A 26,486-nucleotide genomic window follows, 5' to 3' on the forward strand; every position below is an offset into this window, starting at 1 on the left:
ATAGCCGTGCTCGCCGCTTTCGCATGACGGGCTAGACTGGGGTTTTGATTGCCAGGCTATCCCGTCATGAACATCGTCTGTATCGCCTGGGGCTCGCTGTTGTGGAAGCCCCAGGGTTTGAAGCTGGCTTCTGGCTGGCATCCCGGCGGTCCGCCGCTTCCCCTCGAATTCGCGCGCCAGAGCGACGACAGTCCCGAACTGGCGCTGGTGCTGTGCGAACGCGCGCGCCTGGCGCCTACCTACTGGGCCTATGTCGCTACCGGCGACCTCGATGAAGCGCGCGCGATGGTGCGCGAGCGCGAAAAGATCACCCCCGAGCGGCCCGAGTGGATCGGCAGTATTCCCTGCCCGCGACGGCGCGCGCGAAGATCCCCGCATTGCGGCCTGGCTGCGCGCCAGGCGCATCGACGCCGCGGTCTGGACCGCCGTGCCGCCCAAGTTCGACGGCGAGAACGGCCGCGTGCCGACGGCCGACGAAGTCGTTCAGTGGCTGGACAGCCGCAGCGGCGAACGGCGCGCGGCCGCCGAAGACTATATCCGCCGCACACCGGCCCATATCGACACCTGCAACCGGCGCGCCATCCAGGCGCGGCTGGGCTGGAGGCCGCTACGCGAGGCGCACGTCACGCAGGCGCGCTGACGTGGTTTTGGTGCGGGGCCGCGCAGCGCCGCCAGGCGCCAGGGCAGCGCCGATGCCAGCGCGATGAGCGCCACGCCCACCCCGGTTGGCAGCGACATCACGATGATCGAGCAGAGCAAGCCGCGCAGCACGGCGGGAGCGTTTTTCGTATCCATGGTTGCCTCCTTGACGATGAAGACATACTGATGCAAGCTGGATCAATTGAAAATTGCATGAAATGCGCTAGCGGCTATGCAGATTTGAATACCACGGGGGTGTCGGGTTGATCGAATGGGAACTGTATCGGAGTTTCTCCCACGTCCTGCGCGAAGGGTCGCTGTCAGGCGCTGCCCGCGTGCTGGGCATGGCCCAGCCGACGGTCGGGCGCCATATCGCGGCGCTCGAAGACGCCCTGGGACTGGTGCTGTTTACGCGGTCGCCGACCGGTTTCCTGCCGACCGAAGCCGCACTCGCACTGCAAGCGCACGCCTACGCAATGGAGAGCATGGCCGCCACGCTGGAGCGGACGGCCAGTGGTTTCGGTCACGGCGTGCGGGGCACCGTCAGGGTCAGCGTGAGCGAGGTGATCGGTGTCGAAGTGATGCCGGCCGCTATCGCGGCATTACGCGAACGTTATCCCGAATTAAAGATCGAACTCGTCGTGGTCAACCAGGTACAGAATCTGCTGCATCGCGAAGCCGATATCGCCGTGCGCGTCTCGCGCCCCACGCAAGAGCAGCTCATCGCGCGTCGTACCGGCATCATCGAGTGGGGTCTGCATGCAGGCCGTGGCTATCTGGCGCGCTGCGGTGAACCTGCCAGCCTCGCCGACCTGGCCAGCCATACGCTGATCGGCTACGACTGCGGCACGCCGTTCATCCGCGAAGCGCTGCGGCATTGGCCACAGTTCCAGCATGCCAATCTCGCGCTACGCACCGACAACGACCTGGCGCAACTGGCCCTGATCCGCGCCGATGCCGGCATCGGCATCTGCCAGGTCGCGCTGGCCCGAAGCGAGCCGCGCCTGGTGCGCATCCTGCCCGCCGAATTGTCGATATCGCTCGAGACCTGGGTGACGATGCACGAGGACCTGCGCCAGAATATCGGCTGCCGCGTGACGTTCGACGCGATCGCCAGCGCGATGTCGTCTTTCGCGTCCAGGGAGAGGAGGAGCAAACATGAGCCAGGCCGCCGCCACTACACGTTTTGACGCCGTGTTGTCTCGTCCCGCCGACCTGCATGGAGAGGAAGGCTGGGCGTTCGTCGTCTTGCCGAAATCGGTTAGTGACCTCTTTCCACGACGCGGAAGAACCAGCATGCATGGCAAGATCGGTGGCCACCCCTTCCATGCGACGCTCGAGCCTGACGGCCAATTGAGCCATTGGTTCAAGCTTCCGGAGACGCTGATGGAAAGCGCGGGCGTCGCTGCCGGAACCACGGTTGAATTCGAGATTGCACCAGCGCCAGAGGAGATGGAGCCGCCAGTGCCGCCCGAACTCGAAAAGGTGCTCGACGCGTCACCGCCAGCCAGGGCGACCTGGGACGCCACCACCACCATCGCCCGCATCGACTGGGTCCACTGGATCGAGTCGGCCAAACAGGCCAAGACCCGTGCCAGCCGGGTAGCCGATGCCGGCGACATGCTGGCGGCCGGCAAGAAGCGGGTCTGTTGCTTCGATCCGTCGGGTTTTTACAGCAAGAGCCTCAAGCCACCGCGCGAGGCCAAATAAATCTGCGAACCCGGCAGCGCGACGGACTGGCGAATCAATCCGCCGGGAAGCCGTCCTTCTGCCATTGATCGAAGCCTGCCTGCACCGCGGCCAGGGTTTTCTGGCTAATTTCGGGCAAGCTGCCCCCCAACATGTCCTGCGCTTGCTGGAAGCCTTTTTCGACTGCGGCGCGAATGGTGTCCATTTTGGATGGATCGGCGCCGATCATTGCCTTGGCGAAGCCCAGGATGCGTTCGGAAGTCTTTTCCACGCTGAATTCGCCGCCATCCGCGATGGCCGCCTTGGCCGCTTCGATGGTTTCGGGATCCGCCTGCAGTTGCTGCTCTCCGCTCACCACCTTGGCGAAGTTGAGACCCTGCTGCTCGACCAGTGGGCGGATCAGGTCCATGACTTGCTGGGCCTTGCGATCGGATTCCTCGATCATGCTCGCAAGCTCGGACTGGGTCACCTTGCCGCCGCCTTTGCCGCCATAGGTCAGTGGCTCGGCTGGTCGTCCGCCCAGGGTCACTTTGTCCTGGGCCGGGGTTTCCGCTTCTTGTCGTGCTTCGGCAACCGCAGGTTTTACCCTGGCGGCAGGGAGGGTCGCTCCCTGCGGGCCGACGTTGGAGATACTCAAGCTCATATCCGCCTCCCTATTCATTGTTCATATCGACAATATCGGAAGGCCTGGCCAAAACTTAAGCAGATACTGCTTGAGCCGGCGCACGCGGCGAAGTCTAGCCGATGACGGCAGACTGCTTTCGCCGTGAATTGTGGGCCATGACCATATGCGGACCCAGGCGCCGGTGGGTGAACCACTCCTCCAACTCCGGAAAGAGCGACAACAATTCATCCACGACAGCGGCGGCCGGACGAGGCGCCTGTCGAAGCACGACGCGATGAAAAAATGAGCGATCCTGGCAGAACCAGGATCTTGTCGATGAACTTTTCCCCGGTTGCAAGCGGCCGGACGATGACCCCATGTACGACAGTACCTTTTCGGGCGCTATCTGCTCGCCAAAATGAATCACACCACCTGATGGGCAATGCCCGAAATTTACGACGAAGCGTGGGCTACCGGACTTCTCCCACTGAATGTCAAATACATCGACACCTTCAGCAGTGATGCGACGGAAGTCGATGCTGAAAGGGCTGGAAGTCCTATCGATCTCAAAATTTTGATCGGCAACGAACGGATAGAAACGCTTCTTCAATTCCCTGCGCAGGGCTGTAGTGTTACCCATGGCTCATCTTTGCCTGTTTGAATCAAGCACCTGGCTCGAACACGTCGATGAAGCTTTCACCATCACGCAGTCGGACCCTCTTCAAGACAGATCAATCGAACTTGCTGAAATCCGGCTTGCGCTTCTCGAAGAATGCAGTGAATGCCTCCTTCGCCTCGGCGCCGGTCAGCATGGCGCTGAAACGCTCGTTCTCGGCCGCGATGGTCTCTTTCACCAGCGTGCCGCGCGCGCGCTTCATCAGTGCCTTGGTGGTGCGGATCGATGCGGGCGGAAGCTTGGCCAGCTTGGCGGCCTGGCCTTGCGCGAAGAACAGCAGCTCGGCATCCGGCAGCACGCGCGCCACGATGCCCATCTCCAGCGCTTCCTGGGCCACGAACGGCTCGCCCAGCAGCAGCTTCTCTGCCGCGCGCGTATAGCCCGCCGATTGCGCGACCAGCAGCGACGAGGCGAATTCCGGGCACAGGCCGAGCTGGGTGAACGGCATCGAGAACTTGGCGTTGTCGGCGGCGTAGACCAGGTCGCAGTGCATCAAGAGCGTGGTGCCGATGCCGACCGCCGCGCCGGCCACGGCCGCCACCACCGGCTTCGTCGCGCCTTCGAGCGCGGTCATGAACTGGAATACGGGACGCTCGGCCGTCATCGCGCCTTCGCCCACATTGTTCAGGAAGTCGTCGAGGTCGTTCCCGGCGGTGAAGATCTCGGGCTGGCCGGTGATCAGGATGACGCGCACCGCGGCGTCCTGTTCGGCTTCGCGCAGTGCGTCGGCCATGGCCTGGTACATCGCGCCGGTGATCGCGTTCTTGCGTTCGACGCGGTTGAATTCGATGGTGAGGATGCCGTCGGCTTTGGTGAGGCGGATGGTCATGGTGTTGTCTCCAGAATTGTTCGTGGGCCGATTGGACGCGTGGGCGGGAGACCCGCCCACCCCACATCACGCTCGCGGCATTGACGTACGGTGCTTGGATTTCCCGCCCACGCTTGAAATGCGGCGGCTGCGAGCAGCCGCCATGTCTTTTAGACGCGCTCGATGATGCCTGCGGCGCCCATGCCGGCGCCGACGCACATCGTCACCATGCCGTACTTCAGGTTGTTACGGCGCAGTGCATGCACGACGGTCGCGGCGCGGATCGCGCCGGTGGCGCCCAGCGGGTGGCCCAGGGCGATCGCGCCGCCCATCGGGTTGACCTTGCTGGTGTCCAGGCCCAGGTCGCGGATCACGGCCAGCGCCTGGGCGGCGAAGGCTTCGTTCAGCTCGATCCAGTCCAGCTGGTCCTGCGTGATGCCGGCGGCGGCCAGCGCGGCGGGGATCGCCACCTTCGGGCCGATGCCCATGATCTCCGGCGGCACGCCGCGCACGGCGAACGAGGAGAACTTGGCCAGCGGGGTCAGGTTGTGCTCCTTCAGGATCTTTTCGCTGACGACGATCAGCGCGCCTGCGCCGTCCGACATCTGCGACGAGGTCGCGGCGGTGACCGAACCCTTGGCCGCGAACACGGGCTTGAGCTTGGCCATGCCTTCAGGGCTGGCGTCGGCGCGCGGGCCTTCGTCGCTGTCCACGGTGCGTTTCTTGACGCTGATCTCGCCGGTGGCCAGGTTCGGCGTACGGGTGATGATCTCGACCGGGGTGATCTCGTCCTTGAAGTAGCCGGCCTGCTGGGCGGCGATGGCGCGGCGGTGCGATTCCAGGCCGAAGGCGTCCTGGTCTTCGCGCGAGATCTTCCACTGGTTGGCCACGTTCTCGGCGGTCAGGCCCATGCCGTAGGCCAGGCCCACGTTCTCGTCCCTGAACGTCTCCATGTTAATGGACGGATGGTGGCCCATCATCGGCACCATCGACATCGATTCGACGCCGCCGGCGATCATCACGTCGGCTTCGCCCACGCGGATGCGGTCGGCCGCCATTGCCAGGGCGGTGATGCCCGAGGCGCAGTAGCGGTTGACGGTGACGCCGCCCACGGTGTTCGGCAGGCCGGCCAGCACGACGGCGTTACGCGCCACGTTGAAGCCTTGCTCGGCTTCCGGGAACGAGCAGCCGATGATGGCGTCGACGATCAGCGCCGGGTCCAGGTTCGGCACGGCGGCCATGGCGCCGCGGATGGCGTGCACCAGCAGGTCGTCCGGGCGGGTCTTGTTGAACATGCCGCGCGGCGCCTTGCCGATCGGGGTGCGGGTCGCTGCGACGATGTATGCGTCTTGAAGTTGTTTGCTCATGTCAGTAGTCCTGTTCAGTCGTCAGCGTTAGTTACGCACGGGCTTACCGGTCTGCATCATGCCCATGATGCGTTCCTGGGTCTTCGGATTGTTCAGCAGGGCCACGAAGGCCTTGCGTTCCAGGTCGAGGATCCACTGTTCGCTCACCACGCTGCCCTGGTCGATGTCGCCACCGGTCACGATCTCGGCGATGGTGTCGCCCAGGTGGTAGTCATAGGCCGAGATGAAGCCGCCGTCGCGCATATTGACCATCTGGCCGCGGATGGTGCCCCAGCCGTAACGGCCGGTGACCGGGAAGGTACGGCGCGCAGGCGCACGATAACCGGCGTCGAACATGGCGCGCGCGGTGGTCTTTGCCACGTGCAGCAGTTCGTACGCGTTGAACACGATGACGTCGTCTTCCTTCAGGTAACCCATGGCCTTCGCTTCCAGCGCCGACTTCGACACTTGCGCGGTAGCCGCGTTCATGAAGCCGTTCTTCAGGAATTGCAAGATGTCGTTGCCCTTGGCTTCATTGGCTGCGCGCAGCGCCGCTTCCTTCAGGCCGCCGCCGGCCGGCACCAGGCCCACGCCCACTTCGACCAGGCCGATGTACGACTCGATCGAGGCCACGCGTTTCGAGGCATGCAGCGCCAGCTCGCAGCCGCCGCCCAGCGCCAGGCCGGCCACTGCGGCGACGACCGGGATATTCGAGTACTTCATCGCCATGAAGGTGTCCTGCAGCTCGCGCACGATCGGTTCCATCGCCTTCGCGCCGCCGGCCATGAAGGCTGGCAGTGCCGATTGCAGGTCGGCGCCGGCCGAGAACGCGCCGCCTTCGGCCGCGTCGGTATTCCAGATCACGATGCCCTTGAAGCCTGCTTCGGCTTCCTTCAGCGCGCGCTGGATGCCCTTGATGACGCCATCGCCGATGACGTGCATCTTGGTCTTGAGCGAGATGACCAGGATCTCGTCGTCCGAGTGCCACAGGCGCACGGAGTCGTCTTCGAACACGGTGGTGCCGGCCGTCTTGGCGTCCAGCGTGGTCGAACCAACCACCGGTGCGCGGAACTGCTGGCGCTTGTAGACCGGCAGGTCCGACACAGGAACATAGGCATTGCGGGTAGCCGAGTACGATCCTTCAGGGGTGTGCACGCCCTTCTCTGCCACGGTGCCTTCGAACACCCAGGCCGGTAGCGGTGCGGTCGACAGCGCCTTGCCGGCGTCGATGTCTTCCTTGACCCACTGGGCGATCTGAGTCCAGCCGGCGGCTTGCCAGGTTTCGAACGGACCGACGCTCCAGCCGAAGCCCCAGCGCATCGCGAAATCGATGTCTCGCGCATTGTCGGCAATCGTATCCAAGTGGAACGCGATGTAGTGGAAGGCGTCGCGGAAGATCGCCCACAGGAACTGCGCCTGCGGGTTGGTCGAATCGCGCATGGCCTTGAATTTCTTGACCGGGTCTTTTTCTTTCAGGATGCGGCCGACGATGTCGGCGGCCTTTGCGCCGCCGGCGACGTATTCACCAGTGGCGAAGTCCAGGCGCTGGATCTCCTTGCCGACCTTCTTGTAGAAGCCGGCGCCGGTCTTCTGGCCCAGCGCGCCCTTTTCGATCAGCTTGGCCAGGATGTCCGGCGTCTTGTAGACGCTGAAGAACGGATCGTCCTTCAGGTTGTCCTGCATGGTCTTGATCACATGGCCCATGGTGTCCAGGCCGACCACGTCCGCGGTGCGGAAGGTGCCCGACTTGGCGCGACCGAGCTTGGCGCCGGTCAGGTCGTCGACCACGTCCACCGACAGGCCGAACTTCTCGGCTTCGACGATGGTGGCCAGCATGCCGAAGATGCCGACGCGGTTGGCGATGAAGTTCGGCGTGTCCTTGGCGCGCACGACGCCCTTGCCCAGGGTCGAGGTCAGGAAGGTCTCGAGCTGGTCCAGGATTTCAGGACGGGTGCCTTCGGTCGGGATCAGTTCCACCAGGTGCATATAGCGCGGTGGGTTGAAGAAGTGCACGCCGCAGAAGCGCGCCTTCAGTTCGCTGTCGAAGCCTTCGGCCAGCTTGTTGATCGACAGGCCCGAGGTGTTCGAGGCGAAGATCGCATGCGGCGCGATGTGCGGCGCGACCTTGGCGTACAGGTCGTGTTTCCAGTCCATGCGCTCGGCGATGGCTTCGATGATCAGGTCGCAGCCGGCCAGCACGTCGAGGTTGTCCTCGTAGTTGGCCACTTCGATCAGGGCCGCGTCATCCTTGTTGCCCAGCGGGGCCGGCGACAGTTTCTTGAGGTTCTCGATGGCGCGCAGAACGATGCCGTTCTTTGGACCTTCCTTCGCAGGCAGGTCGAACAGCACGACCGGCACCTTGGCGTTCACGCAGTGCGCAGCGATCTGCGCACCCATCACGCCTGCGCCCAGCACGGCGACTTTCTTGACGATGAAATTGGACATGTGTATTCCTTATTCCTTAGTTGGCTCGTCGTCCCCGCGAAGGCGGGGACCCAAGTTTTTCAGCTCTGTGGCAGCGCTAGCAAACTTAGGTTCCCGCCAAGGCGCCCGGCGAGGGCGGGAACGACGGTGCGACGTGTAGTGGTTAGAACAGCTCAGCATCCAGCGCCGTCAGGTTCGCGGCGCCCGAACGTGCCTGGCGGATCAGCATCGCGGTTTCCGGATACAGGCGGGCGAAGTAGAAGCGGATGGTCGCCAGCTTGGCTTCGTAGAACTTGTCGCCCGAATCGAGCTTGGCCAGCGCGATCTTGGCCTGTTGCGCGAACAGGTAGCTGTACACCAGGTGGCCGGCCACGCGCAGGTAAGGCACGGCGGCGGCGCCCACTTCGTCCGGGTTCTGGAAGGCCTTCATGCCGATTTCCATGGTCAGCTTGGTGACCTTGTCACCCAGTTCGCCCAGCGGGGTCACGAACTCGGACAGCTGCTCGTCCAGGCCGTTATCTTCCACGAAAGTCTTGATCTTCTCGCCGAACTTGCGCAGTTTGGCACCGTTGTCCATCAGGATCTTGCGGCCCAACAGATCCAGCGACTGGATGGTGTTGGTGCCTTCGTAGATCATATTGATGCGGGCGTCGCGCACGTACTGCTCCATGCCCCATTCGGCGATGTAGCCGTGGCCGCCGTATACCTGCATCGCTTCCGAGGTCGCGATCCAGCCGTTGTCGGTGATGAAAGCCTTGATGATCGGGGTCAGCAGGGCCACTTCGTCGGCCGCTTCCTTGCGCACGTCTTCGTCGGTGTGGTTCAGTTCACGGTCGATCTGCAGCGCGACGTACGACGAGAAGGCGCGCGCGCCTTCGGCATAGGCTTTCGCGGTCAGCAACATGCGGCGCACGTCCGGGTGCACGATGATCGGGTCGGCTGGTTTATCCGGTGCTTTCGGGCCCGACAGGCTGCGCATCTGGATGCGGTCCTTGGCATAGGCCAGCGCGTTCTGGTAGGCGACTTCGGTCAGGCCCAGCGACTGCATGCCCACGCCCAGGCGGGCCGCGTTCATGAACACGAACATCGCCTGCAGGCCCTTGTGCGGCTGGCCGATCAGGGTGCCGCGCGCGCTGTCCAGGTTCATCTGGCAGGTCGAGTTGCCGTGGATGCCCATTTTTTCTTCGATGGCGCCGCAGGCGATGCCATTGCGCTCGCCCAGCGAGCCGTCTTCTTGTGGCAGGAACTTCGGCACCAGGAACAGCGAGATGCCCTTCGAGCCTTCCGGCGCGTCCGGCAGGCGCGCCAGCACCAGGTGGATGATGTTCTCGGAGATGTCATGCTCGCCGGCCGAGATGAAGATCTTGGAGCCAGTGATCAGGTAGGTGCCGTCGGCCTGCGGTTCGGCCTTCGAGCGCAACAGGCCCAGGTCGGTGCCGCAGTGGGCTTCGGTCAGGCACATGGTGCCGGTCCACTCGCCCGAGACCAGTTTTGGCAGGTACAGGCGTTTCTGGTCGTCGGTGCCGTGCTCCAGCAGGCACTCGTAGGCGCCGTGCGACAGGCCGGGATACATCGACCAGGCCTGGTTGGACGAGTTCAGCATCTCGTAGAACGAGTTGTTCAGGGTGATCGGCAGGCCCTGGCCGCCGTATTCAGGATCGCACGCCAGCGCCGCCCAGCCGCCTTCGACGTACTGTTTATACGCTTCCTTGAAGCCCTTCGGGGTCGTGACGGTCTTATCCGCGGCGTTGAAATGACAGCCTTCGCGGTCGCCCGAGTGGTTCAGCGGGAACAGCACCTCTTGCGTGAACTTCGCGCCTTCTTCGAGCACCTGGTTGATGATGTCGGCATCGATCTCCGAGTACTTCGGCAGACTCTTGAATTCTTCGGTGACGTTGAGGAATTCATGCAGAACGAACTGCATATCCCGGATTGGCGCGACGTACTGACCCATGGTTATCTCCTGAACAAGGGTAAAGATGTTGGACGTGGCAGGCGGCTCAAGCCGCCTGATGGTCTTGCGGTAGTTGGGGATTGCGGTAATTCTCGACCAGGCGCTCGAAGGCGGCCCGCGCGCGTTCGACCGCGCCCGGGTTGCGCAGGAAGCGCGCATCGTGGTGCAGGGCCAGGATCAGGCCGTGCATCTCGAACACCAGCTGGGCGGCATCCACATCGGAGCGCAGGTGCCTGGCTTCGACCGCCTGCTGCACGCTGCGCAGCAAGGCTTCCTGCCAGGCGCGCACCATCGACACCAGCTGCTCGCGGATCGGGCCCTCGCGGTCATCGTATTCGACCGCGCCGCTGATATAGATGCAGCCCGACGCGATCTCGACCGAGACGCGCTTGACCCAGCTCGTGTACATCGCCACCAGGCGCGGCAGGCCGCGCGCTTCCTTGATGCTCGGGAAAAAGACCTCTTGCTCGAAGCGGTGGTGATAGAGCTTGACCACCTCGAGCTGCAGGTCTTCGCGTGAGCCGAAGTGGGCGAACACGCCCGATTTGCTCATGCTCATCCGGTCGGCCAAGAGGCCGATGGTCAAGCCTTCGAGGCCGTTGCGGCTGGCGAGCTCGAGCGCGACGTCGAGGATTGCGGCTCGCGTCTGTTCGCCCTTGCGCATGAATTTTGCTGAAGTACTGATGGCTGCCCCTGAATCGAAAAAAATCCGAACGCTCGTACTATTATCTATCAGCCGAGGAATGTCAAACGGGAACTTAGAGGTGGCGTTCTATTGATGCAAGACAACGCAAGACAAGCACCGGCGCCGGGAGACGGCGCCGTGAGGCGCTTCCATCCGCCACCGCAGGCGACGAATGAAAGTTTGTTGTTTCAGCCATAAAGGTACAGCATTTTGACGGAACAGGATATCCCGTTGACGGGTGGCATTGCGCCGTCGTCATTCCTCGCCGACGCGCTCCATCGCACGGCGGTCGCGCTTGGTCGGCCGGCCCTTGATCTCCATGCTCGGCTCGGGGTACAGGCGGCGCGCCGTCTTGTCGTTCTCGCGCCGCGCGATGCTCTCGTCGGTCTCGAAATACAGGGTGCGCGCCACCGGCGCCGGGCCGCGCGAGCCCGAGATCGCGGCCACGATCACTTCCCAGCGATCGGAACCGTTGTCGATCAGGATCTTGTCATTCATCTTGACGGCGCGCGCCGGCTTGATTGGCTCGCCGCCGATGCGCACCCGGCCGCGTTCCACCGCGTCCTGGGCCAGCGAGCGGGTCTTGAAGAAGCGCGCCGCCCACAGCCATTTATCGATTCGTACGTTCTCTTTTTCCATGTTCTCTTTCTAATATCCCTAGGTGTAGCCGAAGGTGACCACCCGCATCACCAGCTTGTAGGCCATATACGCCATGCCATAGGTGGCGCGGCGCAGCCAGCCGGTGTGGGCGAATTCCTGTGGGCAGACCTCCTTGCCATCGGCAATGCCGCGCTCGATGTGCTCGCGCATGGTGGCAGCGAACACCGGATCGCTCACCACGACATTGGCCTCCTGGTTCAGGAACAGCGACAGGCCGTCGCAATTGCTGGAACCGACCGTGGCCCAGTCGTCGTCGACCACCGCCACCTTCGCATGCAGCTGGGTCTTGCGGTATTCGACCACCCGCACGCCGTCGGCCAGCAGCTTGGGATAGAAGGAATGCGCGACCGCATCCTGGATCTTGAACTCCCCCACCCCGATCAAGAGCGTCACCTGCACGCCGCGCCGCGCGGCATGCGCCAGCGCCTTGCGGAACTTGCGGCCCGGTGCGAAGTACGGCGTCGCCAGCAGCACGCTGTGGCGCGCATGTCCCAGCGCTTGCAGGTAGGCTTTCTGGATCGTGCTGCGGTTACGCAGGTTGTCACGCACCACAAATGCGGCCCGTGCCGGACTTTCGCAAGAGGGAATGGCTTGCTTGCGCATCTCGCGGAACAACTGGAAGCGCTTGCGCAGCCGCAGGCGGCCGCTGCGGGTCCACTGGACTTGCGCCTCGTGGTGGATCTGGGCCACCAGCGGCCCGCGCACGCGCACCGCGAAATCCCAGCGCGGCGCTGGCAGGCGATGGCCGTCGGCGTGGTCGCACAGCCAGTCGTCGTTGACGTTGATGCCGCCCACGAAGGCCACTTCGCGGTCGATCACGGCGATCTTGCGGTGCGAACGGGCGATGCCGCGCCGGCACCAGGGATTGAAGACGCGGTACTGGGCGCCGGCTTCCAGGAGCGTGGGGCCAAGCCGGCCGCAGCAGCGGTGGCCGGTGCCGAACCAGTCGACCAGCACCCTCACCTTCACGCCGCGCAGGGCGGCGCGCGCGAGGGCGTCGCGCACGGCGGCGCCGGTCTCGTCCTCGGCAAAGATATACGTCTCGAACAAGACCTCGTGCTGGGCGGCGTCGAGCGCTTCGATCAGCGCCGGGAAGAAAGCAATGCCGCTCTGCAGCAGCGCGATGTCATTGTTGTCGACAAAGGTCAGACTGCGCATGGCCCTTGTGTAAGTTCGAGCTCGGCCACGATCGGTGCGTGATCGGACAGCTTGGCCCACAAGGGACCGTGCATCACTTTGGCGTTGTTGACCTTGAAGCCGCGCACATAGATGCGATCGAGCCTGAACCACGGCAGCATGGCCGGGAAGGTGCGGGCCGGCGCCAGGCGCGGCTGGCGGCCGGCCCAGCTGCGCACCATATCGCCCATCGGCGAGCGCGGCCCCAGTTCGTCGAATACTTCCTTGACGCCCAGGGCGTTGCGCAGCTTGTCGCTGAGGGTGTTGCGCCAGTCGTTGAAGTCGCCCGCGATGATCACCGGCTCGTCAGGTTTCGCGGAAGCATTGACGGCCTCGATCAACGAGGCGGTCTGGCGGCCACGGCTGCCCTCGAACAGGCCCAGGTGGACCACATAGCAGTGCACCCGGCATTCGGGCGCGCCCAGGATGCAGTGCAGGATCCCGCGCTGCTCGTAGGCGTGGTCGGAGACGTCGTGGTTGTGCGAATTCTCGATCGGCCAGCAGCTCAGCAGCGCATTGCCGTGGTGGCCGTGGTCATAGACCGCGTTCATCCCGTAGGCAGTGTGGTGAGCGTCCGGCGCGAAATAATCGTACTGGGCAGTCTCTGGCCAGTGACGATGGCCGCGGTCTTCCTTGCCGAAGCGCGCCTGGAAGCGGTCGTGCCGCCCTTGCACCTCTTGCAGGAAGACGACGTTGGCGTCGAATTCGGCGATGGCTTTCTTGAGCGCGATCACGCGTGGCGTGCTGCGCAGGGACGAAACGCCCTTATGAATGTTGTAGGTGGCTACACGGATTTTCATGGGAACATTCTACCCGGATCGGACCGCCGTTCTCGTGAAACGGGCCCAATCGTGCGCTTCACAGCATGACGCTGGAGCGCGGAGCGCGGCGGTCAGTTTTGACGCCGTCGCGCCCTTACTGAAACTGAGCTGAATCTGACATTCAGGCAAGCGCCAGCGCCGTGTCGTAGACCGCTTCATGCCCCGACACGATCATGCGGCGCGGACGACGCTCTTGCGCGCCCTGCTTTTCCTCGCGCGGCGCCAGCGGCCCGCTCAGGCGCAGGCCGTCGAAGAGGTCAATATAGATGCAGTCGTCCCCTAGGGTGATTGCCTTAACTTTCTTGTCGCTATTCAGTTCGAGGTTATCCATTTTATCTCCCAGAATCATCCACTTAAAAGTTGCACATCAAAAATTCACCATGGGTGAGCCGTTGACCTTAATCCACACATTTACACCTGTCAAACGTGGAATATCTCGTGCACATGCAATTCGACAAAATTTCATCCTGTTATGAAAAAGACAGGTGAAGTGTATTCAAATGTATTTTCATAGGAGAGAATGGGTTTGAGCGAACTCATATGCGCGGCCACGCACAGACCATTTTTGAAAAAAGTACCTACGTACTTTTGTTAAAAAACGTCATTTTATTGCGCATAGATACCATATTTCAATGCTGATTTTCGGCAAATAACCTTCTTTGAGGAAATTTTATTTGCTGTTCGCAATTTTTAAGCGATTTTGCGGGGCAGTTGCAGGATGGCTTCGGCGTTGGATGCCGAGAAGCAGCGGTCCGCCGCCTCCAGATGCGGCAGCCAGGCATGGCGCAGGTGTTCGCGCGGGCTGAGGAGGATGGGGATGTCGCGCGGCACGCAGACCGAGAACACGTGCTCGGTATTGTGGGTCACGCCAGGGGCGTAGCGATGACGCCAGACGGGATAGATTTCGTAGACGTTCGAGAGCTGCCAGTCGCGCAGGCGGATGCGTTCGCCATCGGCCACGATGCCGGTCTCTTCGAACAATTCGCGCGCAGCAGTATGCAGCAAGGGCTCGTCCGGCGCGTCGAGCGAGCCGGTGACCGATTGCCAGAAGCCCGGGCGGTCGGCGCGTTCGAGCACCAGCACTTCCATGTCGGAAGTGTGGATCACGACCAGGACCGATTCCGGGATCTTGTAGGGCTTCATGGCTTGGGATGGCGCGGCGGCCATCCACGCGTCGCTTGGACGCGTGGACGGCGCAGCCGTCCACCCTACGCGCTCTTAGGCGACTTTGGGCTCGTTACGCAAACGAATATGCAGTTCCTTGAGCTGCTTCTCGTCGACTTCCGACGGGGCGTTGGTCAGCAGGCACTGCGCACGCTGGGTTTTCGGGAAGGCGATCACGTCGCGGATCGACTCGGAGCCGGTCATCAGCGTGATCAGGCGATCCAGGCCGAAGGCCAGGCCACCGTGCGGCGGCGCGCCGTACTGCAGCGCGTCGAGCAGGAAGCCGAACTTGAGCTGCGCTTCTTCGGCATCGATCTTCAGCGCGCGGAACACCTTGCTCTGGACTTCTTCGCGGTGGATACGGATCGAACCGCCGCCCAGCTCCCAGCCGTTCAGGACCATGTCGTAGGCCTTGGCGATGCAGGCGCCAGGGTTGGTCTCGAGCATGTCTTCGTGGCCGTCCTTCGGTGCGGTGAACGGGTGGTGGGTCGCGGTCCAGCGGTCGCCGTCTTCGTCGTATTCGAACATCGGGAAGTCGATCACCCACAGCGGCGCCCAGACGTCGTCGAACAGGCCGGCCTTCTTTCCGAATTCCGAGTGGCCGATCTTGACGCGCAGCGCGCCAATGGCGTCGTTGACGACCTTGGCCTTGTCGGCGCCGAAGAAGATCAGGTCGCCATCTTGCGCGCCCGTCAGTTCCAGGATCTGGGCCAGGACTTCGTCGGACAGGTTCTTGACGATCGGCGACTGCAGGCCGTCACGGCCTTTCGCCTTCTCGTTGACCTTGATGTAGGCCAGGCCCTTGGCGCCGTAGATCGCGACGAACTGGGTGTAGGCGTCGATCTCCGAACGCGGCATCGAACCGCCCTGCGGCACGCGCATGCCGACCACGCGGCCGTTTGGCATGTTTGCTGCGCTGTTGAACACCTTGAACTCGACCGACTTCATCAGCTCGGTCAGTTCGGTGAACTGCAGCTTGACGCGCATGTCCGGCTTGTCCGAACCGTAGGTGCCCATGGCGGTGGCGAAGTCCATCACCGGGAACGGGTTCGGCAGCTCGATGCCGGTGGTGTTGCGGAACACGACGCGCATCATTTCTTCGAACAGGTCGCGGATCTCCTGTTCGGTCAGGAACGAGGTCTCGCAGTCGATCTGGGTGAATTCAGGCTGGCGGTCGGCGCGCAGGTCTTCGTCGCGGAAGCACTTGGTGATCTGGTAGTAACGGTCGAAGTTGGCGACCATCAGCAGCTGCTTGAACAGCTGCGGCGACTGCGGCAGCGCGAAGAAGTTGCCGGCATTGACGCGCGACGGCACCAGGTAGTCGCGCGCGCCTTCCGGGGTCGACTTGGTCAGCATCGGGGTTTCGATGTCGATGAAGCCCAGGTTGTCCAGGTACTTGCGCACTTCCATCGAGACTTTATAACGCAGCTTCAGGTTGTGCTGCATCTGGCCGCGGCGCAGGTCGAGCACGCGGTGCGTCAGGCGGGTGGTTTCCGACAGGTTGTCGTCGTCCAGCTGGAACGGCACCGGCACCGAGGCGTTCAGCACTTCGACTTCGCTGGCGTTGATTTCGATCTTGCCCGACTTCAGGTTGTTGTTGACCGTGCCTTCGAGGCGATTGGTCACGGTGCCGACGATGCGCAGGCAATACTCGTTGCGCACGTGTTCGGCGGCCTTGAAGACGGCGGCGTTGTCCGGATGGCAGACCACCTGCACCAGGCCTTCGCGGTCGCGCAGGTCGATGAAGATCACACCGCCGTGGTCACGGCGGCGGTGCACCCAGCCGCACAGGCTGACGGTTTGGCCCAGCAGTTCCTCGGTCACGAGGCCGCAGTAGTTGGTACGCATGGTGGACATAGTTTTCGTTCCAGGTTGGTTGATTGCTCGCGCCGCCATCGAAGGCGGCCACTATTCGTTGATTCGGTATTACTTGATCGCCGTGGGCGATGCGCTGGACGGCACTTCTACCGGCGCGACCACGCCCATCGAGACGATGTACTTCAATGCCGCATCGACCGTCATGTCCAGCTCTTTCACGCGGCTGCGTTCCATCATCAGGAAGAAGCCCGAGGTCGGATTCGGGGTGGTCGGCACGTAGACGCTGACGTAGTCGCCGCCCAGGTGTCGCGCCACTTCGCCGCCCGGCGCGCCGGTGAGGAAGGCGATGGTGTACGAATCGGCATGCGGATACGGCACCAGCACCGCCTGGCGGAAGGCATTGCCCGACGGCGAGAACAGCGTGTCCGACACCTGCTTGACGCTGCCGTACAGCGAGCTGACCACCGGCACCCGCTTGAGCAGGCGTTCGCCCAGGCGCACGATGTACTTGCCGACCAGGTTGTTGGTCAAGAGGCCGGTCAGGAACACGATGGCCAGGGTCAGCACCGCGCCGAAGCCCGGCACGTCCATGCCGAACATGCTGCGTGGTTGCCAGGCGTCAGGCACGAACAGCAGCGACTGGTCCAGCGTGCTGATGATCAGGTTCAGCACCCAGGCAGTAATGACCAGGGGGACCAGGACCAGCAGGCCGGTGATGAAATATTTGCGCATCGGATTCCCGTTATTCTTGTTGGCGTGCGGCGTCAAAGCCGCGCCCGGATCAGGTGCCGCCCTTGTCGCCGCCGGACGTGCCCGGCGTGGCCGGGGCCGCTGGGGCCGCTGCCGGGGTACTGGCCTCGGTCGACGCGGCCGGCGTGGCTGGGGCCGCACCATTGCCATTATTGGCCGTGCCGGTAGCGGGCGGCGTGCCGCCGCGGAAATCGGTCACGTACCAGCCGCTACCCTTGAGCTGGAAGCCGGCAGCAGTCACCTGTTTCTTGAAGGACGGCTTGGCGCAGGACGGGCACACGGTCAGGACCGGATCCGAAATCTTTTGCAGTACATCTTTGGTAAAACCGCATTCTTCGCAGCGGTAGGCGTAAATCGGCATGCTGTGTGCTCCGCAAAAATCTTCAAAACCCTGAATTATAAAGCTTTTACAGGGGAATTAACCGTTTGCGGCCTGCCTCGGCTGGCACAGACACGGCGAATGGGCAAGCGCGCACGAAAGGATGTTGTTTTTCACCATCGTCAACAGGTGTTTCGTTTGCTCAAGGATGGCGCAGATGTTTTAATACGGCCTGCTTCACCGAATGTTGGTAGCAGGAAACTCCTGCCACCCGCCGTCCAGAAGAAACAGAAGACTGCGCGATGCCTGCATCAGCGCGGTCCGTACAAGAACACTAGCTTGCCAAGCCCGCGTCTGCGGGCTTTTTCTTTTTGGGCTGCGGTTCCGCGAACGTGGTGTGAACGCGTGGACGGCGGAGCCGTCCACGCTACCGCTCAGGCACGTAGGGTGGAAGGCTCTGCCTTCCACGCGTCCAATCACAGCAAATACAGCGCCACCAGCCCCAGCCCGAACCCCGCCGCCATGCAGGTCAAAAACGCCAGCATGCGATTGGTGCGGCGCTGTTCGAGCAGCACCATGGCCAGCATGTCGCTGCTGCCGCCATGCGGATGCGTCATCTGCCCTTTCGATTCGCGCTCCAGCACCTGGAATACCAGGCGCGGCAGCTGCGGGAAGATCTGGGCGTAGCGCGGCGCTTCGGCGCGCAGGCGGTCGGTCAGGCCTTTCCAGCCGACCTGTTCCGTCATCCAGCGCTCGAGGTGCGGCTTGGCGGTCTTCCACAGGTCCAGGTCGGGATCGAGCTGGCGTCCCAGCCCTTCGATATTGAGCAGGGTTTTTTGCAGCAGCACGAGCTGCGGCTGCACCTCGACATTGAAGCGGCGCGAGGTCTGGAACAGGCGCAGCAGCACCTGGCCGAACGAGATGTCTTTCAGCGGACGGTCGAAGATCGGTTCGCAGCAGGCGCGCACCGCGGCCTCCAGCTCGTCCACGCGCGTGGTCGAGGGCGCCCAGCCCGATTCGATGTGGGCCTCGGCCACGCGCTTGTAGTCGCGGCGGAAGAAGGCCAGGAAGTTTTGCGACAGGTAATCCTTGTCGAAATCGTTCAGCGTGCCGACGATGCCGAAGTCCAGCGCGATATAGCGGCCCAGCGTTTCCGGCGCGGTCGAGACCAGGATGTTCCCCGGGTGCATATCGGCGTGGAAGAAGCCGTCACGGAACACCTGGGTGAAGAAGATCTCCACGCCATCGCTCGACAGTTTCTTGAGGTCGACGCCGGCGGCGGCCAGGCGGTCGATCTGCGAGATCGGGATGCCGTACATGCGCTCCATCACGATCACGCTGCTCGAGCAATAGTCCCAATACATCTCGGGCACCATCAGCAAGTCGGAACCGGCGAAGTTGCGGCGCAGCTGGCTGGCATTGGCGGCCTCGCGCATCAGGTCCAGCTCGTCGTGCAGGTATTTGTCGAATTCGGCCACGACCTCGCGCGGCTTCAGGCGCCGCGCCTCTCCCCACACGCGCTCGATCAGGCTGGCCGCCAGGCGCATCAGGGCCATGTCTTCGTCGATCAGCTTCTTCATGCCGGGACGCAGCACCTTGACCGCGACTTCCTTGCCATCCTTCAGCTGGGCGAAGTGGACCTGGGCGATCGAGGCCGAGGCCACCGGCTCGCGGTCGAAGCGGGCAAACAGCTGGTCGGGATGGGCGCCCAGCGAGCGCGTGATCTGGGCCACCGCCAGGTCGGAACCGAAGGGCGGCACGCGGTCTTGCAGCAGCGCCAGCTCGTCGGCGATATCGGGCGGGACCAGGTCGCGCCGGGTCGACAGCACCTGGCCGAACTTCACGAAGATCGGGCCCAGCTCTTCCAGCGCCTGGCGCAGGCGGATCGCGCGCGGCGAGGTGATCGTGCGCCAGAAGAAGAAGGTGTTCATCAGGCGCGCGGTGCGCGGGGCATTGATGCTGGTGACGGCGATCTCGTCCAGGCCGTACCTGGTGAAGACGGTGAGGATGCGCAGCAGGCGCAGGAATTTCAATATCATCGACGATCCGGGTGGTGGTCTGCGCTGGTCAATATGATGGAGGGTGTGGCGGCGTCCAGCTGGGCCAGCTTTTGCTCGAGTCTTGCTATGCGCTTGGCGGTGCGCTCGACGTCGTCGCGCAGGCGCACCACGTCGGCGGCGAACGCTTCGCGCTGCACCGGCCGCACCAGCACCGGCCTTTCCTCGGCCAGGAACTCGGCCAGGTTCTCGGCCAGGCGCCGTCCCGCCTCGGTCGCGCCGCCGGCGGTGCGGCGCGCGGTCTTGACCAGGCGATGGGCGCCCAGCGGCCCCACTACCCGCTCGAGGTCGTGCTCGGCATCCCAGCGCAGGCCGTTGGCCAGCTGCGAGATCACGTTGGCGAACTCGGCGTCGCCCTCGATCTTGACGTACGACAGCGCGCGCGTGCGGTCCTGGGCGATCAGCGGCAGGTCGGCCGGTTTCACGCGGATCGTGACGCTGGCCGCGGCATCGCCCTGACTGGCTTCCAGCAGGCCATCGCGTCCGACCAGCATGCGCAGGCGGGCCAGGCCGGCGTCGATGCAGGCGTCCTTGCCGGCATGGCGCATGAGCAAGGCCCTGGCCCAGGCTTCCTGGGCCAGCAAGTGGTTGATCGCGGCGACCGCGGGCAGCGTGAGAGCGTGCTGAGGCGACAGTGAGGAAAGACTAGGAAACATGAAAGGACAACCCTCAAAAAACAAAACCGCCCGGGTTGATGCGGGCGGTTTTGATCTTACCAGTTTGCCGGGCGCAAACCCGGTGACACGGAATGTTTATCGAAAAATAATTCCGTCAAAACTAAAGGCTTAGTTCGTCTGCTGGATACCGGCCAGCACCCAGCCGCCCGAGCCCGACAGCGGCTTCGACATATTCCAGACTTCGACGAACGGTTCCGGCAGCGCGTCCTTGGCGCTGCGGATCATGGCGTTGAACTGCACGCTCGCCAGGTAGTCGGTCGCGGTCTTCTCGATGCCCAGCAGCTGGGCGTCGATGTTGACGACGTCGGTGTAGTCGGCTACGCCGCCGCGTTCCTGGATCTGCATCTTCAGCTCAGCGAACACTTCGGGCGCGGTGAATTCGCGCAGGTCGTCGGTGTCGCCGCGATCCCAGGCCGCCTGCATGCGGATGAACGACGATTTCGCATGGCGCAGGAAGCTTTCGCTGTCGAAGTCGCCCGGCACGCCCCATTGCTGGTAAGTGGTCGCGGCGGCAGCACCGCCGAAACCGGCTGCGGCGCCCTTATCCAGGCCTACATTGCCCTGGAAAGCGGCTGGCTGGTTGCGCAGGCCGGAACCGATCTCTGGCGTGGCGTTCGAACCGGCGGCGGGCGGCTGGAAGCCACCGAAACCGCCCGCGGTCGCCGCGGCCGGATTGGCCGGCGTGTCCTTGCGGCGCACCATGCGCACGATGAACATGATCACCAGGCCGATCAGGGCGACCATCAGGATGGTCGAGATGATGCTGGCCAGTGCGCCGCCGATGCCCAGGTGCGACAGCAGCGCGCCCAGGCCCAGGCCCAGCAGTGCGCCGCCGAGGATATTGCGCATCATGCTAGGTTTCTTGGCGGCGGCAGCCGCGCCCGCGGCGCCTGCGCCGGCGGCAGCCGGTGCCGCCGAGTTAGGCGTCTGGCGCTGCATGCTCTGGGCTGGCGCCGGGGCCGGGCCCTGCTGCTGCACGGACTGCGATTGCCGTCCGATCGAGCGCTTGCCGCCCATTGGTCGGGCGAAGGCGTCCGCCACCATCGCGAACGCGGTGACTGCCAACATCGTCGTGACCAGGAATTTTTTCATCGTCTCCGTCCTTAGAGTGAAACTACAGTTTGATACCGGTGTGCAATGCGGCCACACCCGCCGTCAGGTTGAAATACTGGACCCGCTCCAGTCCTGCGTCTTGCATCATCCCCTTCAGGGTGTCCTGGTCGGGATGCATGCGGATCGATTCGGCCAGGTAGCGATAGCTCTCGGCATCGCCGGCGATCTTCTGGCCCAGCCACGGCAGCACCGAGAACGAATACACATCGTACGGTTTCTGCAGCGGCGCGATCACTTTCGAGAATTCCAGCACCAGCAGCTTGCCGCCCGGCTTGAGCACCCGGCGCATTTCGGCCAGGGCCTGGTCTTTATGGGTCATATTGCGCAGCCCGAAGGCGACGCTGACCCGGTCAAAATAATTGTCCGGGAACGGCAATTTTTCGGCGTCACACAACATGGTTGGGGTGACAAGCCCTTTATTCAAGAGACGATCGCGCCCCACGCGCAGCATCGACTCGTTGATGTCGGTGAGCCAGACCTCGCCGGTCTTGCCCGCCTGCTTCGCAAACGCCTTGGCCAGGTCGCCGGTGCCGCCGGCGATGTCGAGCACCTTGAAGCCGGGACGCACGCCGGCCTGGGCGATCGTGAACATCTTCCAGGCGCGGTGCAGGCCGGCCGACATCAAGTCGTTCATGACGTCGTACTTCGAGGCGACCGAGTGGAAAACCTTGGCGACTTCCTGGACCTTCTGGTCCTCGGCGACAGTCTTGTAGCCGAAGTGAGTGGTATTGGTCATATGTGCGAAACGGTTGGGTGTTGCCGCATTATACAAGGAGGCCGACAGCGGGCCGCGTCATTGGCGGCCGGGCCGCCGCCGAAGCCTTTTTGCTGGGCGCTGTCATCGTTAAATATGGATGAGCATTGAACTGCTGAGCTGACCCGCGGTCCAATCCTGGTCGTCATCGATCGGGAGCGCACGATGAAAGCGCCGAAGTTTGAGAAATTGTTCGCCCAGCTGGAGCTGCTGAACCAGCCGCAGCGTCAGCAGGTACTCGCCGCCCTGCATCCGGCAGCCGGGCTCGACCGGGTGGTCGCCCTCATCGGCGAGATCCGGTCAAAGGGGCGTTGCTGCCCGGATTGCGCCTGCGAGCATTGCCAGCGGCATGGCCAGGCCAACGACCTGCAACGCTATCGCTGTTGCGCGTGCGGCCGTACCTTCAACGACCTGACCGGCACGCCACTGGCGCGGCTCAGGCACAAGGGCAAGTGGCTCGATTATCTGGACACGGTGCTCGATTCCCGCACAGTCCGCTCTGCGGCCAAGCGGCTCGGCGTGCACCCCAACACGACCTTTCGCTGGCGCCATCGCTTTCTCGACCGGGTCAAGGACGACCGGCCCGAGCGCCTGGTCGGCATCGTCGAGGCCGACGAAACGTTCTTGCTCGAATCGCAGAAGGGTTCACGCACGCTCGATCGCCGGCCGCGTAAGCGTGGCGGCAGGGCCGCCTTGCGTGGCATCTCGCATCATCTCGACTGCATTTTGGTGGCGCGCGACCGCAGCGGCCAGACCATCGACGCCGTGACTGGTCGCGGCGCCTTGAAGGTGACCCAGCTGGTCAAGCACTTGCTGCCGAAACTCGATCCCCAAGCGCTGTTGGTCACCGATGCCAACGCCGCCTATCCCGCCTTCGCCCGTGCCCATGGCGTCGCCCACCAGGCCGTCAATCTCAGTGCGGGCGAACGCGTCCGCAACGGCGCTGAGGGCGCCATCCACGTTCAAAATGTTAACGCCTATCACCGGCGCTTCAAGGAATGGCTGGCGCGCTTCCATGGCGTGGCGTCACGCTGGTTACCCAACTACCTGGGCTGGCATTGGGCGATCGATGGCGGCCGAGTCACTTCTGTCGAGCAATTGCTGCGTATTGCATTCGGGGTCATCAACAGGTAACGGTGACAGCGCCTTTTGCTGCGCCATGGCATCGTTCAGGCGCCCTTGTTGGACGGGCACAACGCCTGCAGCGCTAACAAGCCGCTCAGCAGCGAGAGATTGTCGGGAGATCCCTTCCCGGCCACAGATGGGGCCGGTAAGATCGATAGCACGCCACCAACAAAATTGGCGACCTTGCTATGAGGAAAAGCAAACATTACATTCACCATTGCACATGTCATTAAACTTCTATTAATGTTTGTGCGCCATGAAGATGGCATTTAAGGTTTAATGGAACAATACTTTTCGCGCCAGCAATCTGCAGCAAGGGATTAGTTGCCGCATGGATGCGTAAGGCGCGACGCGCCCACACTGATAACAACGAACTGGCAAAGCTCCAGTGATAACGAGGGCAACGGTGTCTGTAAAACGTCTCTTATGCATTTCGGGTGAAGGCAGCGCGCATGCACGCGCCTGCCACGGAGAACTACCCGGCTGGGATGTGTGCGTGGTCGAGAACATCGCCGCGGCACGCAAGGTCCTGTCGCAGCAGCACTACGGCGTCGGCCTCCTGCTCGACAGCAGCGACGGCGCGGGCGACGCCGAAATCGAACGCTTCCTGCGCCAGCACCACCACACGCGCTGGATCGGCGTATTCGATGCGCCGCGCCTCGACCATCCTGCGCTGCGCGAGCTGATCGCCGCCCATTTGGTCGATTTCCATACGCGCCCGGCCGACGCGCTGCGGCTGAAGCATTCGCTCGGCCACGCCCACGGCATGGCGACGCTGGCCAAGACCACGCCGCCGCACCGGCGCCAGGCGTCGGAGCGGGCCAGCCACATCGACGGCGCCTCGCGCGCCATCGTGCGCCTGCGCGCCCATATCGACAAGATCGCCGCGATCGACGCGCCGGTGCTGATCTCGGGCGAAAGCGGCAGCGGCAAGGAACTCGCGGCCCAGGAAGTCCACCTGCGCTCGCAGCGCGCGAGCGGTCCCTTCATCGCCATCAATTGCGCGGCGGTGTCGCCGGCCCTGATCCACTCCGAGCTGTTCGGCCACGAGCGCGGTTCCTTCACCGGCGCCACCCGCGACAAGCAGGGCCTGCTCGAGGCGGCGTCCGGCGGCAGTATCTTTTTGGACGAGATCGGCGACCTGCCGCTCGACCTGCAGGCCAGCCTGCTGCGCTTCCTGCAGGAGCGTGTGATCTATCGCGTTGGCGGCACCCGCACCATCGCGGTCGATGCGCGCGTGATCACCGCCACCCACGTCAACCTGCCGCAGGCCGTGGCCGAGGGGCGCTTCCGCGAAGACTTGTACTACCGCCTCAGCGTGTTCCCGATCCAGGTACCGCCGCTGCGCGAACGCAAGGAAGACTTGCCGCTGCTGACCGACCTCATCTTCAACAAGTATGCGGCCGAACGCAGCCCGCAACTGAAGGGCGTGAGCCGCGAAGCGCTGCTGGCGATGGCGCGCTACGAGTGGCCGGGCAATGTGCGCGAACTCATCAACCGGGTGCGGCGCGCCATGGTGCTCGCAGAACAACGGCTGATCATGCCGGAAGACCTCGACCTGCCCAGCGCCGGACCGATCTGCCCGGTCAAGGAAGGCCTCGGTAGTTCGCGCCTGTCGGCCGAGCGCACCGCCATCGGCGAGAGCCTGGCGCGCAGCGGCAACAACATCAGCCAGGCCGCGCGCGAGCTGGGTGTCTCGCGCATGACACTGTATCGCCTGATGGCCAAGCACGCGATTTCTCCGTAAGTCCCCGCCCTTCCCTGCCGTCGGCCTCTTCCTACGGCGACCTCCTTGATTTGACAGGCTTTTCTTACCAGCGTGCTTGCCATACGGCAGCGCGCTGCAGAATGCCGTTCACTCTGCACAACCCGCATAAAGTGACATTTCGATACAGTTTCATGGGCTTTTTGTTCAAATTGTCACGGGTCTGAGACACTTTGTTCTTTAGCTATTGTTCCGCTTCATTTCGCCCGTTAATCCCGCCAGAACTCATCAAAATAGTCCTACATAATCAAGGGCTTGCAAAAACGACATGCTGCTGGCATGGGAACTGCTAATAGGAGGTTGGACCGGGCGTCATGGGACCCCGGGAATTCAACTCAGTGACAATTAGGGGAGCAACAATGAAGCGCACTATCCTGGCAACCGCGATCGCCCTGGCATTCAGCATGGCTCACGCACAAGAAAATTCCGTCAACGACGTTCGCGGCGGCAATACCCAGTCTTCGTCGGTGACCACCAACACCGACAACAGCACCGTCACTGATACCCGCAACAGCGGCAACACCTCGACCAACTCGTCGACCAACACCGACAGCTCGAACAGCAACAACCAGGCGACGAACACCAACACGAACACCAACACGAACACGAATACTTCGACCAGCACCAACAACAGCCAGGCCAACAGCAACAACCAGGCTACCAACACGAACACGAATACGAACACCAGCACCAACACCGACAACAGCCAGGCCAACAACAGCAGCACCAACACCTCGGACAGCAACAACCAGTCGACCAGCACCAACACGACGACCAACACCAACAACAGCCAGGCCAACAACAACAGCCAGCAAAACAACAACAGCCAGCAGAACAACAACAGCACCAACACGACCAACAACAACAACCAGGTGGACAATTCGGACAACCGTACCGCGACCAACACCAACACGAACACCCAGTCGGACACCCGCACCAACACCACGACGATCGACAGCAACGACACGATCACCTCGAACACCACGACCACCAACGACAGTAGCCAGGACAGCTCGGGCCAGAACAACAGCTCGGGTGACTCGCGCGCGGCAGCCGCTGGCGCCGCAGCCGCCAACAACGGTGGCAGCGCCAACTCGTCGGTCGCCAACTCGTTCAACACCTCGTCGGCCAACGCAACCAGCTCGCTGACCGGCACCGTGTCGGGCAATAACATCAGCAACATCGGCAACACCGCCCAGAACACCGGCGGCGCCAACGGCGCAGCCGGCACCGGCTCGACCGGCGGCACGGGCTACGGCGGCTCGACCTCGGCCACCGGCGCAGCTGGCGGCTCGGCTTCGGGCGCAGCTGGCGCGGCTGGCGGCGCAGGCGGCTACGCTGCTGCCGGCACCGCATCGACCGGCGCATCGACCGTCGGCAACGCAGCCGGCGGCGCAGGCGGCGCGAGCGGCGCGGCCGACTCGGCCGGTGGCGCGGGCGCAGCGGGCGCAGCCGGCGGCTA

General features: G+C 63.3%; 24 protein-coding genes and 1 pseudogene. 6 read left to right on the forward strand and 19 right to left on the reverse strand.

Annotation, left to right across the window (positions count from 1 at the left end; translation table 11 throughout):
- Positions 1–271: 271 nt before the first annotated feature.
- From SOM28_RS21460 to SOM28_RS21470, 3 genes are all read left to right on the forward strand, one after another.
- Positions 272–640 (forward strand): hypothetical protein, encoded by a 369-nt coding sequence (locus tag SOM28_RS21460; protein ID WP_320469388.1) that lies wholly within the window; start codon positions 272–274, stop codon positions 638–640.
- Positions 641–902: 262 nt separating this feature from the next.
- Positions 903–1,829, forward strand: coding sequence for a LysR family transcriptional regulator (locus tag SOM28_RS21465; protein WP_320469389.1), 927 nt, complete (start codon positions 903–905; stop codon positions 1,827–1,829).
- Positions 1,798–2,349 carry a YdeI/OmpD-associated family protein gene (locus SOM28_RS21470; protein ID WP_320469390.1) on the forward strand — a complete coding sequence of 184 codons (552 nt, stop codon included), beginning with the start codon at positions 1,798–1,800 and terminating at the stop codon, positions 2,347–2,349. The genes SOM28_RS21465 and SOM28_RS21470 overlap by 32 nt, the downstream gene beginning before the upstream one ends.
- A gap of 34 nt (positions 2,350–2,383) precedes the next feature.
- Here SOM28_RS21470 and SOM28_RS21475 read toward each other — a convergent pair whose 3' ends face one another.
- The 19 genes from SOM28_RS21475 to ubiE all read right to left on the reverse strand — a co-directional run bounded on the left by SOM28_RS21475 (position 2,384) and on the right by ubiE (position 22,116).
- Positions 2,384–2,971: a DUF5610 domain-containing protein gene (locus SOM28_RS21475; RefSeq protein ID WP_320469391.1), complete on the reverse strand. Its 588-nt coding sequence runs from the start codon at positions 2,969–2,971 to the stop codon at positions 2,384–2,386.
- Between the two features lie 94 nt (positions 2,972–3,065).
- Entirely contained in the window at positions 3,066–3,572 is a 507-nt protein-coding gene (locus tag SOM28_RS21480) for a hypothetical protein (protein WP_320469392.1), read from the reverse strand.
- 91 nt (positions 3,573–3,663) lie between these two features.
- Positions 3,664–4,437: an enoyl-CoA hydratase gene (locus SOM28_RS21485; protein ID WP_123068969.1), complete on the reverse strand. Its 774-nt coding sequence runs from the start codon at positions 4,435–4,437 to the stop codon at positions 3,664–3,666.
- A gap of 149 nt (positions 4,438–4,586) precedes the next feature.
- Complete coding sequence (locus tag SOM28_RS21490) at positions 4,587–5,783, reverse strand: acetyl-CoA C-acyltransferase (RefSeq protein ID WP_147936669.1); 1,197 nt, start codon at positions 5,781–5,783, stop codon at positions 4,587–4,589.
- 27 nt (positions 5,784–5,810) lie between these two features.
- The gene (locus tag SOM28_RS21495) at positions 5,811–8,207 is read right to left on the reverse strand and encodes a 3-hydroxyacyl-CoA dehydrogenase/enoyl-CoA hydratase family protein (RefSeq protein ID WP_320469393.1); all 2,397 of its coding nucleotides are present in this window, start codon (positions 8,205–8,207) and stop codon (positions 5,811–5,813) included.
- Between the two features lie 142 nt (positions 8,208–8,349).
- The gene (locus SOM28_RS21500; protein WP_147936671.1) at positions 8,350–10,140 is read right to left on the reverse strand and encodes an acyl-CoA dehydrogenase C-terminal domain-containing protein; all 1,791 of its coding nucleotides are present in this window, start codon (positions 10,138–10,140) and stop codon (positions 8,350–8,352) included.
- Positions 10,141–10,186: 46 nt separating this feature from the next.
- Positions 10,187–10,804, reverse strand: a complete 618-nt coding sequence (locus SOM28_RS21505) for a TetR/AcrR family transcriptional regulator (protein ID WP_320469394.1) — start codon at positions 10,802–10,804, stop codon at positions 10,187–10,189.
- Between the two features lie 276 nt (positions 10,805–11,080).
- Positions 11,081–11,464, reverse strand: a complete 384-nt coding sequence (locus tag SOM28_RS21510; protein WP_123068638.1) for an RNA-binding S4 domain-containing protein — start codon at positions 11,462–11,464, stop codon at positions 11,081–11,083.
- Between the two features lie 18 nt (positions 11,465–11,482).
- Positions 11,483–12,643 carry a cardiolipin synthase ClsB gene (clsB, locus tag SOM28_RS21515; protein ID WP_123068637.1) on the reverse strand — a complete coding sequence of 387 codons (1,161 nt, stop codon included), beginning with the start codon at positions 12,641–12,643 and terminating at the stop codon, positions 11,483–11,485.
- The gene (locus SOM28_RS21520; protein WP_123068636.1) at positions 12,631–13,461 is read right to left on the reverse strand and encodes an endonuclease/exonuclease/phosphatase family protein; all 831 of its coding nucleotides are present in this window, start codon (positions 13,459–13,461) and stop codon (positions 12,631–12,633) included. The genes clsB and SOM28_RS21520 overlap by 13 nt, the downstream gene beginning before the upstream one ends.
- Before the next feature lie 142 nt (positions 13,462–13,603).
- Entirely contained in the window at positions 13,604–13,813 is a 210-nt protein-coding gene (locus SOM28_RS21525; RefSeq protein WP_005663251.1) for a hypothetical protein, read from the reverse strand.
- Positions 13,814–14,172: 359 nt separating this feature from the next.
- A complete protein-coding gene (nudB, locus tag SOM28_RS21530; protein WP_320469395.1) occupies positions 14,173–14,625 on the reverse strand; it encodes a dihydroneopterin triphosphate diphosphatase in 453 nt (150 codons plus the stop codon).
- 75 nt (positions 14,626–14,700) lie between these two features.
- Complete coding sequence (gene aspS, locus SOM28_RS21535) at positions 14,701–16,503, reverse strand: aspartate--tRNA ligase (RefSeq protein ID WP_123069693.1); 1,803 nt, start codon at positions 16,501–16,503, stop codon at positions 14,701–14,703.
- 69 nt (positions 16,504–16,572) lie between these two features.
- Positions 16,573–17,196, reverse strand: coding sequence for a DUF502 domain-containing protein (locus SOM28_RS21540; protein WP_123069695.1), 624 nt, complete (start codon positions 17,194–17,196; stop codon positions 16,573–16,575).
- A gap of 49 nt (positions 17,197–17,245) precedes the next feature.
- Entirely contained in the window at positions 17,246–17,575 is a 330-nt protein-coding gene (locus tag SOM28_RS21545; RefSeq protein WP_147936680.1) for an FmdB family zinc ribbon protein, read from the reverse strand.
- 434 nt (positions 17,576–18,009) lie between these two features.
- Positions 18,010–19,572 (reverse strand): ubiquinone biosynthesis regulatory protein kinase UbiB, encoded by a 1,563-nt coding sequence (gene ubiB / locus SOM28_RS21550; RefSeq protein ID WP_320469396.1) that lies wholly within the window; start codon positions 19,570–19,572, stop codon positions 18,010–18,012.
- Positions 19,569–20,246, reverse strand: a complete 678-nt coding sequence (locus SOM28_RS21555; RefSeq protein WP_123070100.1) for a ubiquinone biosynthesis accessory factor UbiJ — start codon at positions 20,244–20,246, stop codon at positions 19,569–19,571. Before SOM28_RS21555 ends, ubiB begins: the two co-directional genes overlap by 4 nt.
- A 129-nt stretch (positions 20,247–20,375) precedes the next feature.
- Entirely contained in the window at positions 20,376–21,359 is a 984-nt protein-coding gene (locus tag SOM28_RS21560; protein WP_123070099.1) for a Tim44 domain-containing protein, read from the reverse strand.
- A gap of 22 nt (positions 21,360–21,381) precedes the next feature.
- On the reverse strand, positions 21,382–22,116 hold the full coding sequence (ubiE, locus tag SOM28_RS21565; RefSeq protein ID WP_123070098.1) for a bifunctional demethylmenaquinone methyltransferase/2-methoxy-6-polyprenyl-1,4-benzoquinol methylase UbiE: 735 nt from the start codon (positions 22,114–22,116) through the stop codon (positions 21,382–21,384).
- Positions 22,117–22,299: 183 nt separating this feature from the next.
- On the opposite strand from ubiE, the gene SOM28_RS21570 reads away from it, so the two are divergent.
- The 3 genes and pseudogenes from SOM28_RS21570 to SOM28_RS21580 form a co-directional block, all read left to right on the forward strand.
- Entirely contained in the window at positions 22,300–23,268 is a 969-nt protein-coding gene (locus tag SOM28_RS21570) for an IS1595 family transposase (RefSeq protein WP_320469397.1), read from the forward strand.
- Between the two features lie 397 nt (positions 23,269–23,665).
- Positions 23,666–25,006 (forward strand): sigma-54 dependent transcriptional regulator, encoded by a 1,341-nt coding sequence (locus tag SOM28_RS21575; RefSeq protein ID WP_320469398.1) that lies wholly within the window; start codon positions 23,666–23,668, stop codon positions 25,004–25,006.
- A gap of 377 nt (positions 25,007–25,383) precedes the next feature.
- Positions 25,384–26,486: pseudogene (locus SOM28_RS21580) on the forward strand (hypothetical protein); the annotation flags it as partial.

Origin of the sequence: Massilia sp. CFBP9026 (assembly GCF_034045165.1) — a bacterium.
Taxonomy (GTDB): Bacteria; Pseudomonadota; Gammaproteobacteria; order Burkholderiales; family Burkholderiaceae_D; genus Telluria; species Telluria arenae.

Excerpts from the sequence above, each read along its gene's own strand:
- SOM28_RS21545 (WP_147936680.1), bottom strand. The coding sequence starts at position 17,575 with ATGCCGATTTACGCCTACCGCTGCGAAGAATGCGGTTTTACCAAAGAT.
- SOM28_RS21490 (WP_147936669.1), bottom strand. The coding sequence starts at position 5,783 with ATGAGCAAACAACTTCAAGACGCATACATCGTCGCAGCGACCCGCACC.
- SOM28_RS21470 (WP_320469390.1), top strand. The coding sequence starts at position 1,798 with ATGAGCCAGGCCGCCGCCACTACACGTTTTGACGCCGTGTTGTCTCGT.
- SOM28_RS21570 (WP_320469397.1), top strand. The coding sequence starts at position 22,300 with ATGAAAGCGCCGAAGTTTGAGAAATTGTTCGCCCAGCTGGAGCTGCTG.
- SOM28_RS21510 (WP_123068638.1), bottom strand. The coding sequence starts at position 11,464 with ATGGAAAAAGAGAACGTACGAATCGATAAATGGCTGTGGGCGGCGCGC.
- SOM28_RS21460 (WP_320469388.1), top strand. The coding sequence starts at position 272 with ATGAAGCGCGCGCGATGGTGCGCGAGCGCGAAAAGATCACCCCCGAGC.
- SOM28_RS21525 (WP_005663251.1), bottom strand. The coding sequence starts at position 13,813 with ATGGATAACCTCGAACTGAATAGCGACAAGAAAGTTAAGGCAATCACC.
- SOM28_RS21540 (WP_123069695.1), bottom strand. The coding sequence starts at position 17,196 with ATGCGCAAATATTTCATCACCGGCCTGCTGGTCCTGGTCCCCCTGGTC.
- SOM28_RS21480 (WP_320469392.1), bottom strand. The coding sequence starts at position 3,572 with ATGGGTAACACTACAGCCCTGCGCAGGGAATTGAAGAAGCGTTTCTAT.
- ubiE (WP_123070098.1), bottom strand. The coding sequence starts at position 22,116 with ATGACCAATACCACTCACTTCGGCTACAAGACTGTCGCCGAGGACCAG.
- ubiB (WP_320469396.1), bottom strand. The coding sequence starts at position 19,572 with ATGATATTGAAATTCCTGCGCCTGCTGCGCATCCTCACCGTCTTCACC.
- clsB (WP_123068637.1), bottom strand. The coding sequence starts at position 12,643 with ATGCGCAGTCTGACCTTTGTCGACAACAATGACATCGCGCTGCTGCAG.
- SOM28_RS21475 (WP_320469391.1), bottom strand. The coding sequence starts at position 2,971 with ATGAGCTTGAGTATCTCCAACGTCGGCCCGCAGGGAGCGACCCTCCCT.
- SOM28_RS21500 (WP_147936671.1), bottom strand. The coding sequence starts at position 10,140 with ATGGGTCAGTACGTCGCGCCAATCCGGGATATGCAGTTCGTTCTGCAT.
- SOM28_RS21485 (WP_123068969.1), bottom strand. The coding sequence starts at position 4,437 with ATGACCATCCGCCTCACCAAAGCCGACGGCATCCTCACCATCGAATTC.
- SOM28_RS21555 (WP_123070100.1), bottom strand. The coding sequence starts at position 20,246 with ATGTTTCCTAGTCTTTCCTCACTGTCGCCTCAGCACGCTCTCACGCTG.
- SOM28_RS21495 (WP_320469393.1), bottom strand. The coding sequence starts at position 8,207 with ATGTCCAATTTCATCGTCAAGAAAGTCGCCGTGCTGGGCGCAGGCGTG.
- aspS (WP_123069693.1), bottom strand. The coding sequence starts at position 16,503 with ATGTCCACCATGCGTACCAACTACTGCGGCCTCGTGACCGAGGAACTG.
- nudB (WP_320469395.1), bottom strand. The coding sequence starts at position 14,625 with ATGAAGCCCTACAAGATCCCGGAATCGGTCCTGGTCGTGATCCACACT.
- SOM28_RS21505 (WP_320469394.1), bottom strand. The coding sequence starts at position 10,804 with ATGCGCAAGGGCGAACAGACGCGAGCCGCAATCCTCGACGTCGCGCTC.
- SOM28_RS21520 (WP_123068636.1), bottom strand. The coding sequence starts at position 13,461 with ATGAAAATCCGTGTAGCCACCTACAACATTCATAAGGGCGTTTCGTCC.
- SOM28_RS21560 (WP_123070099.1), bottom strand. The coding sequence starts at position 21,359 with ATGAAAAAATTCCTGGTCACGACGATGTTGGCAGTCACCGCGTTCGCG.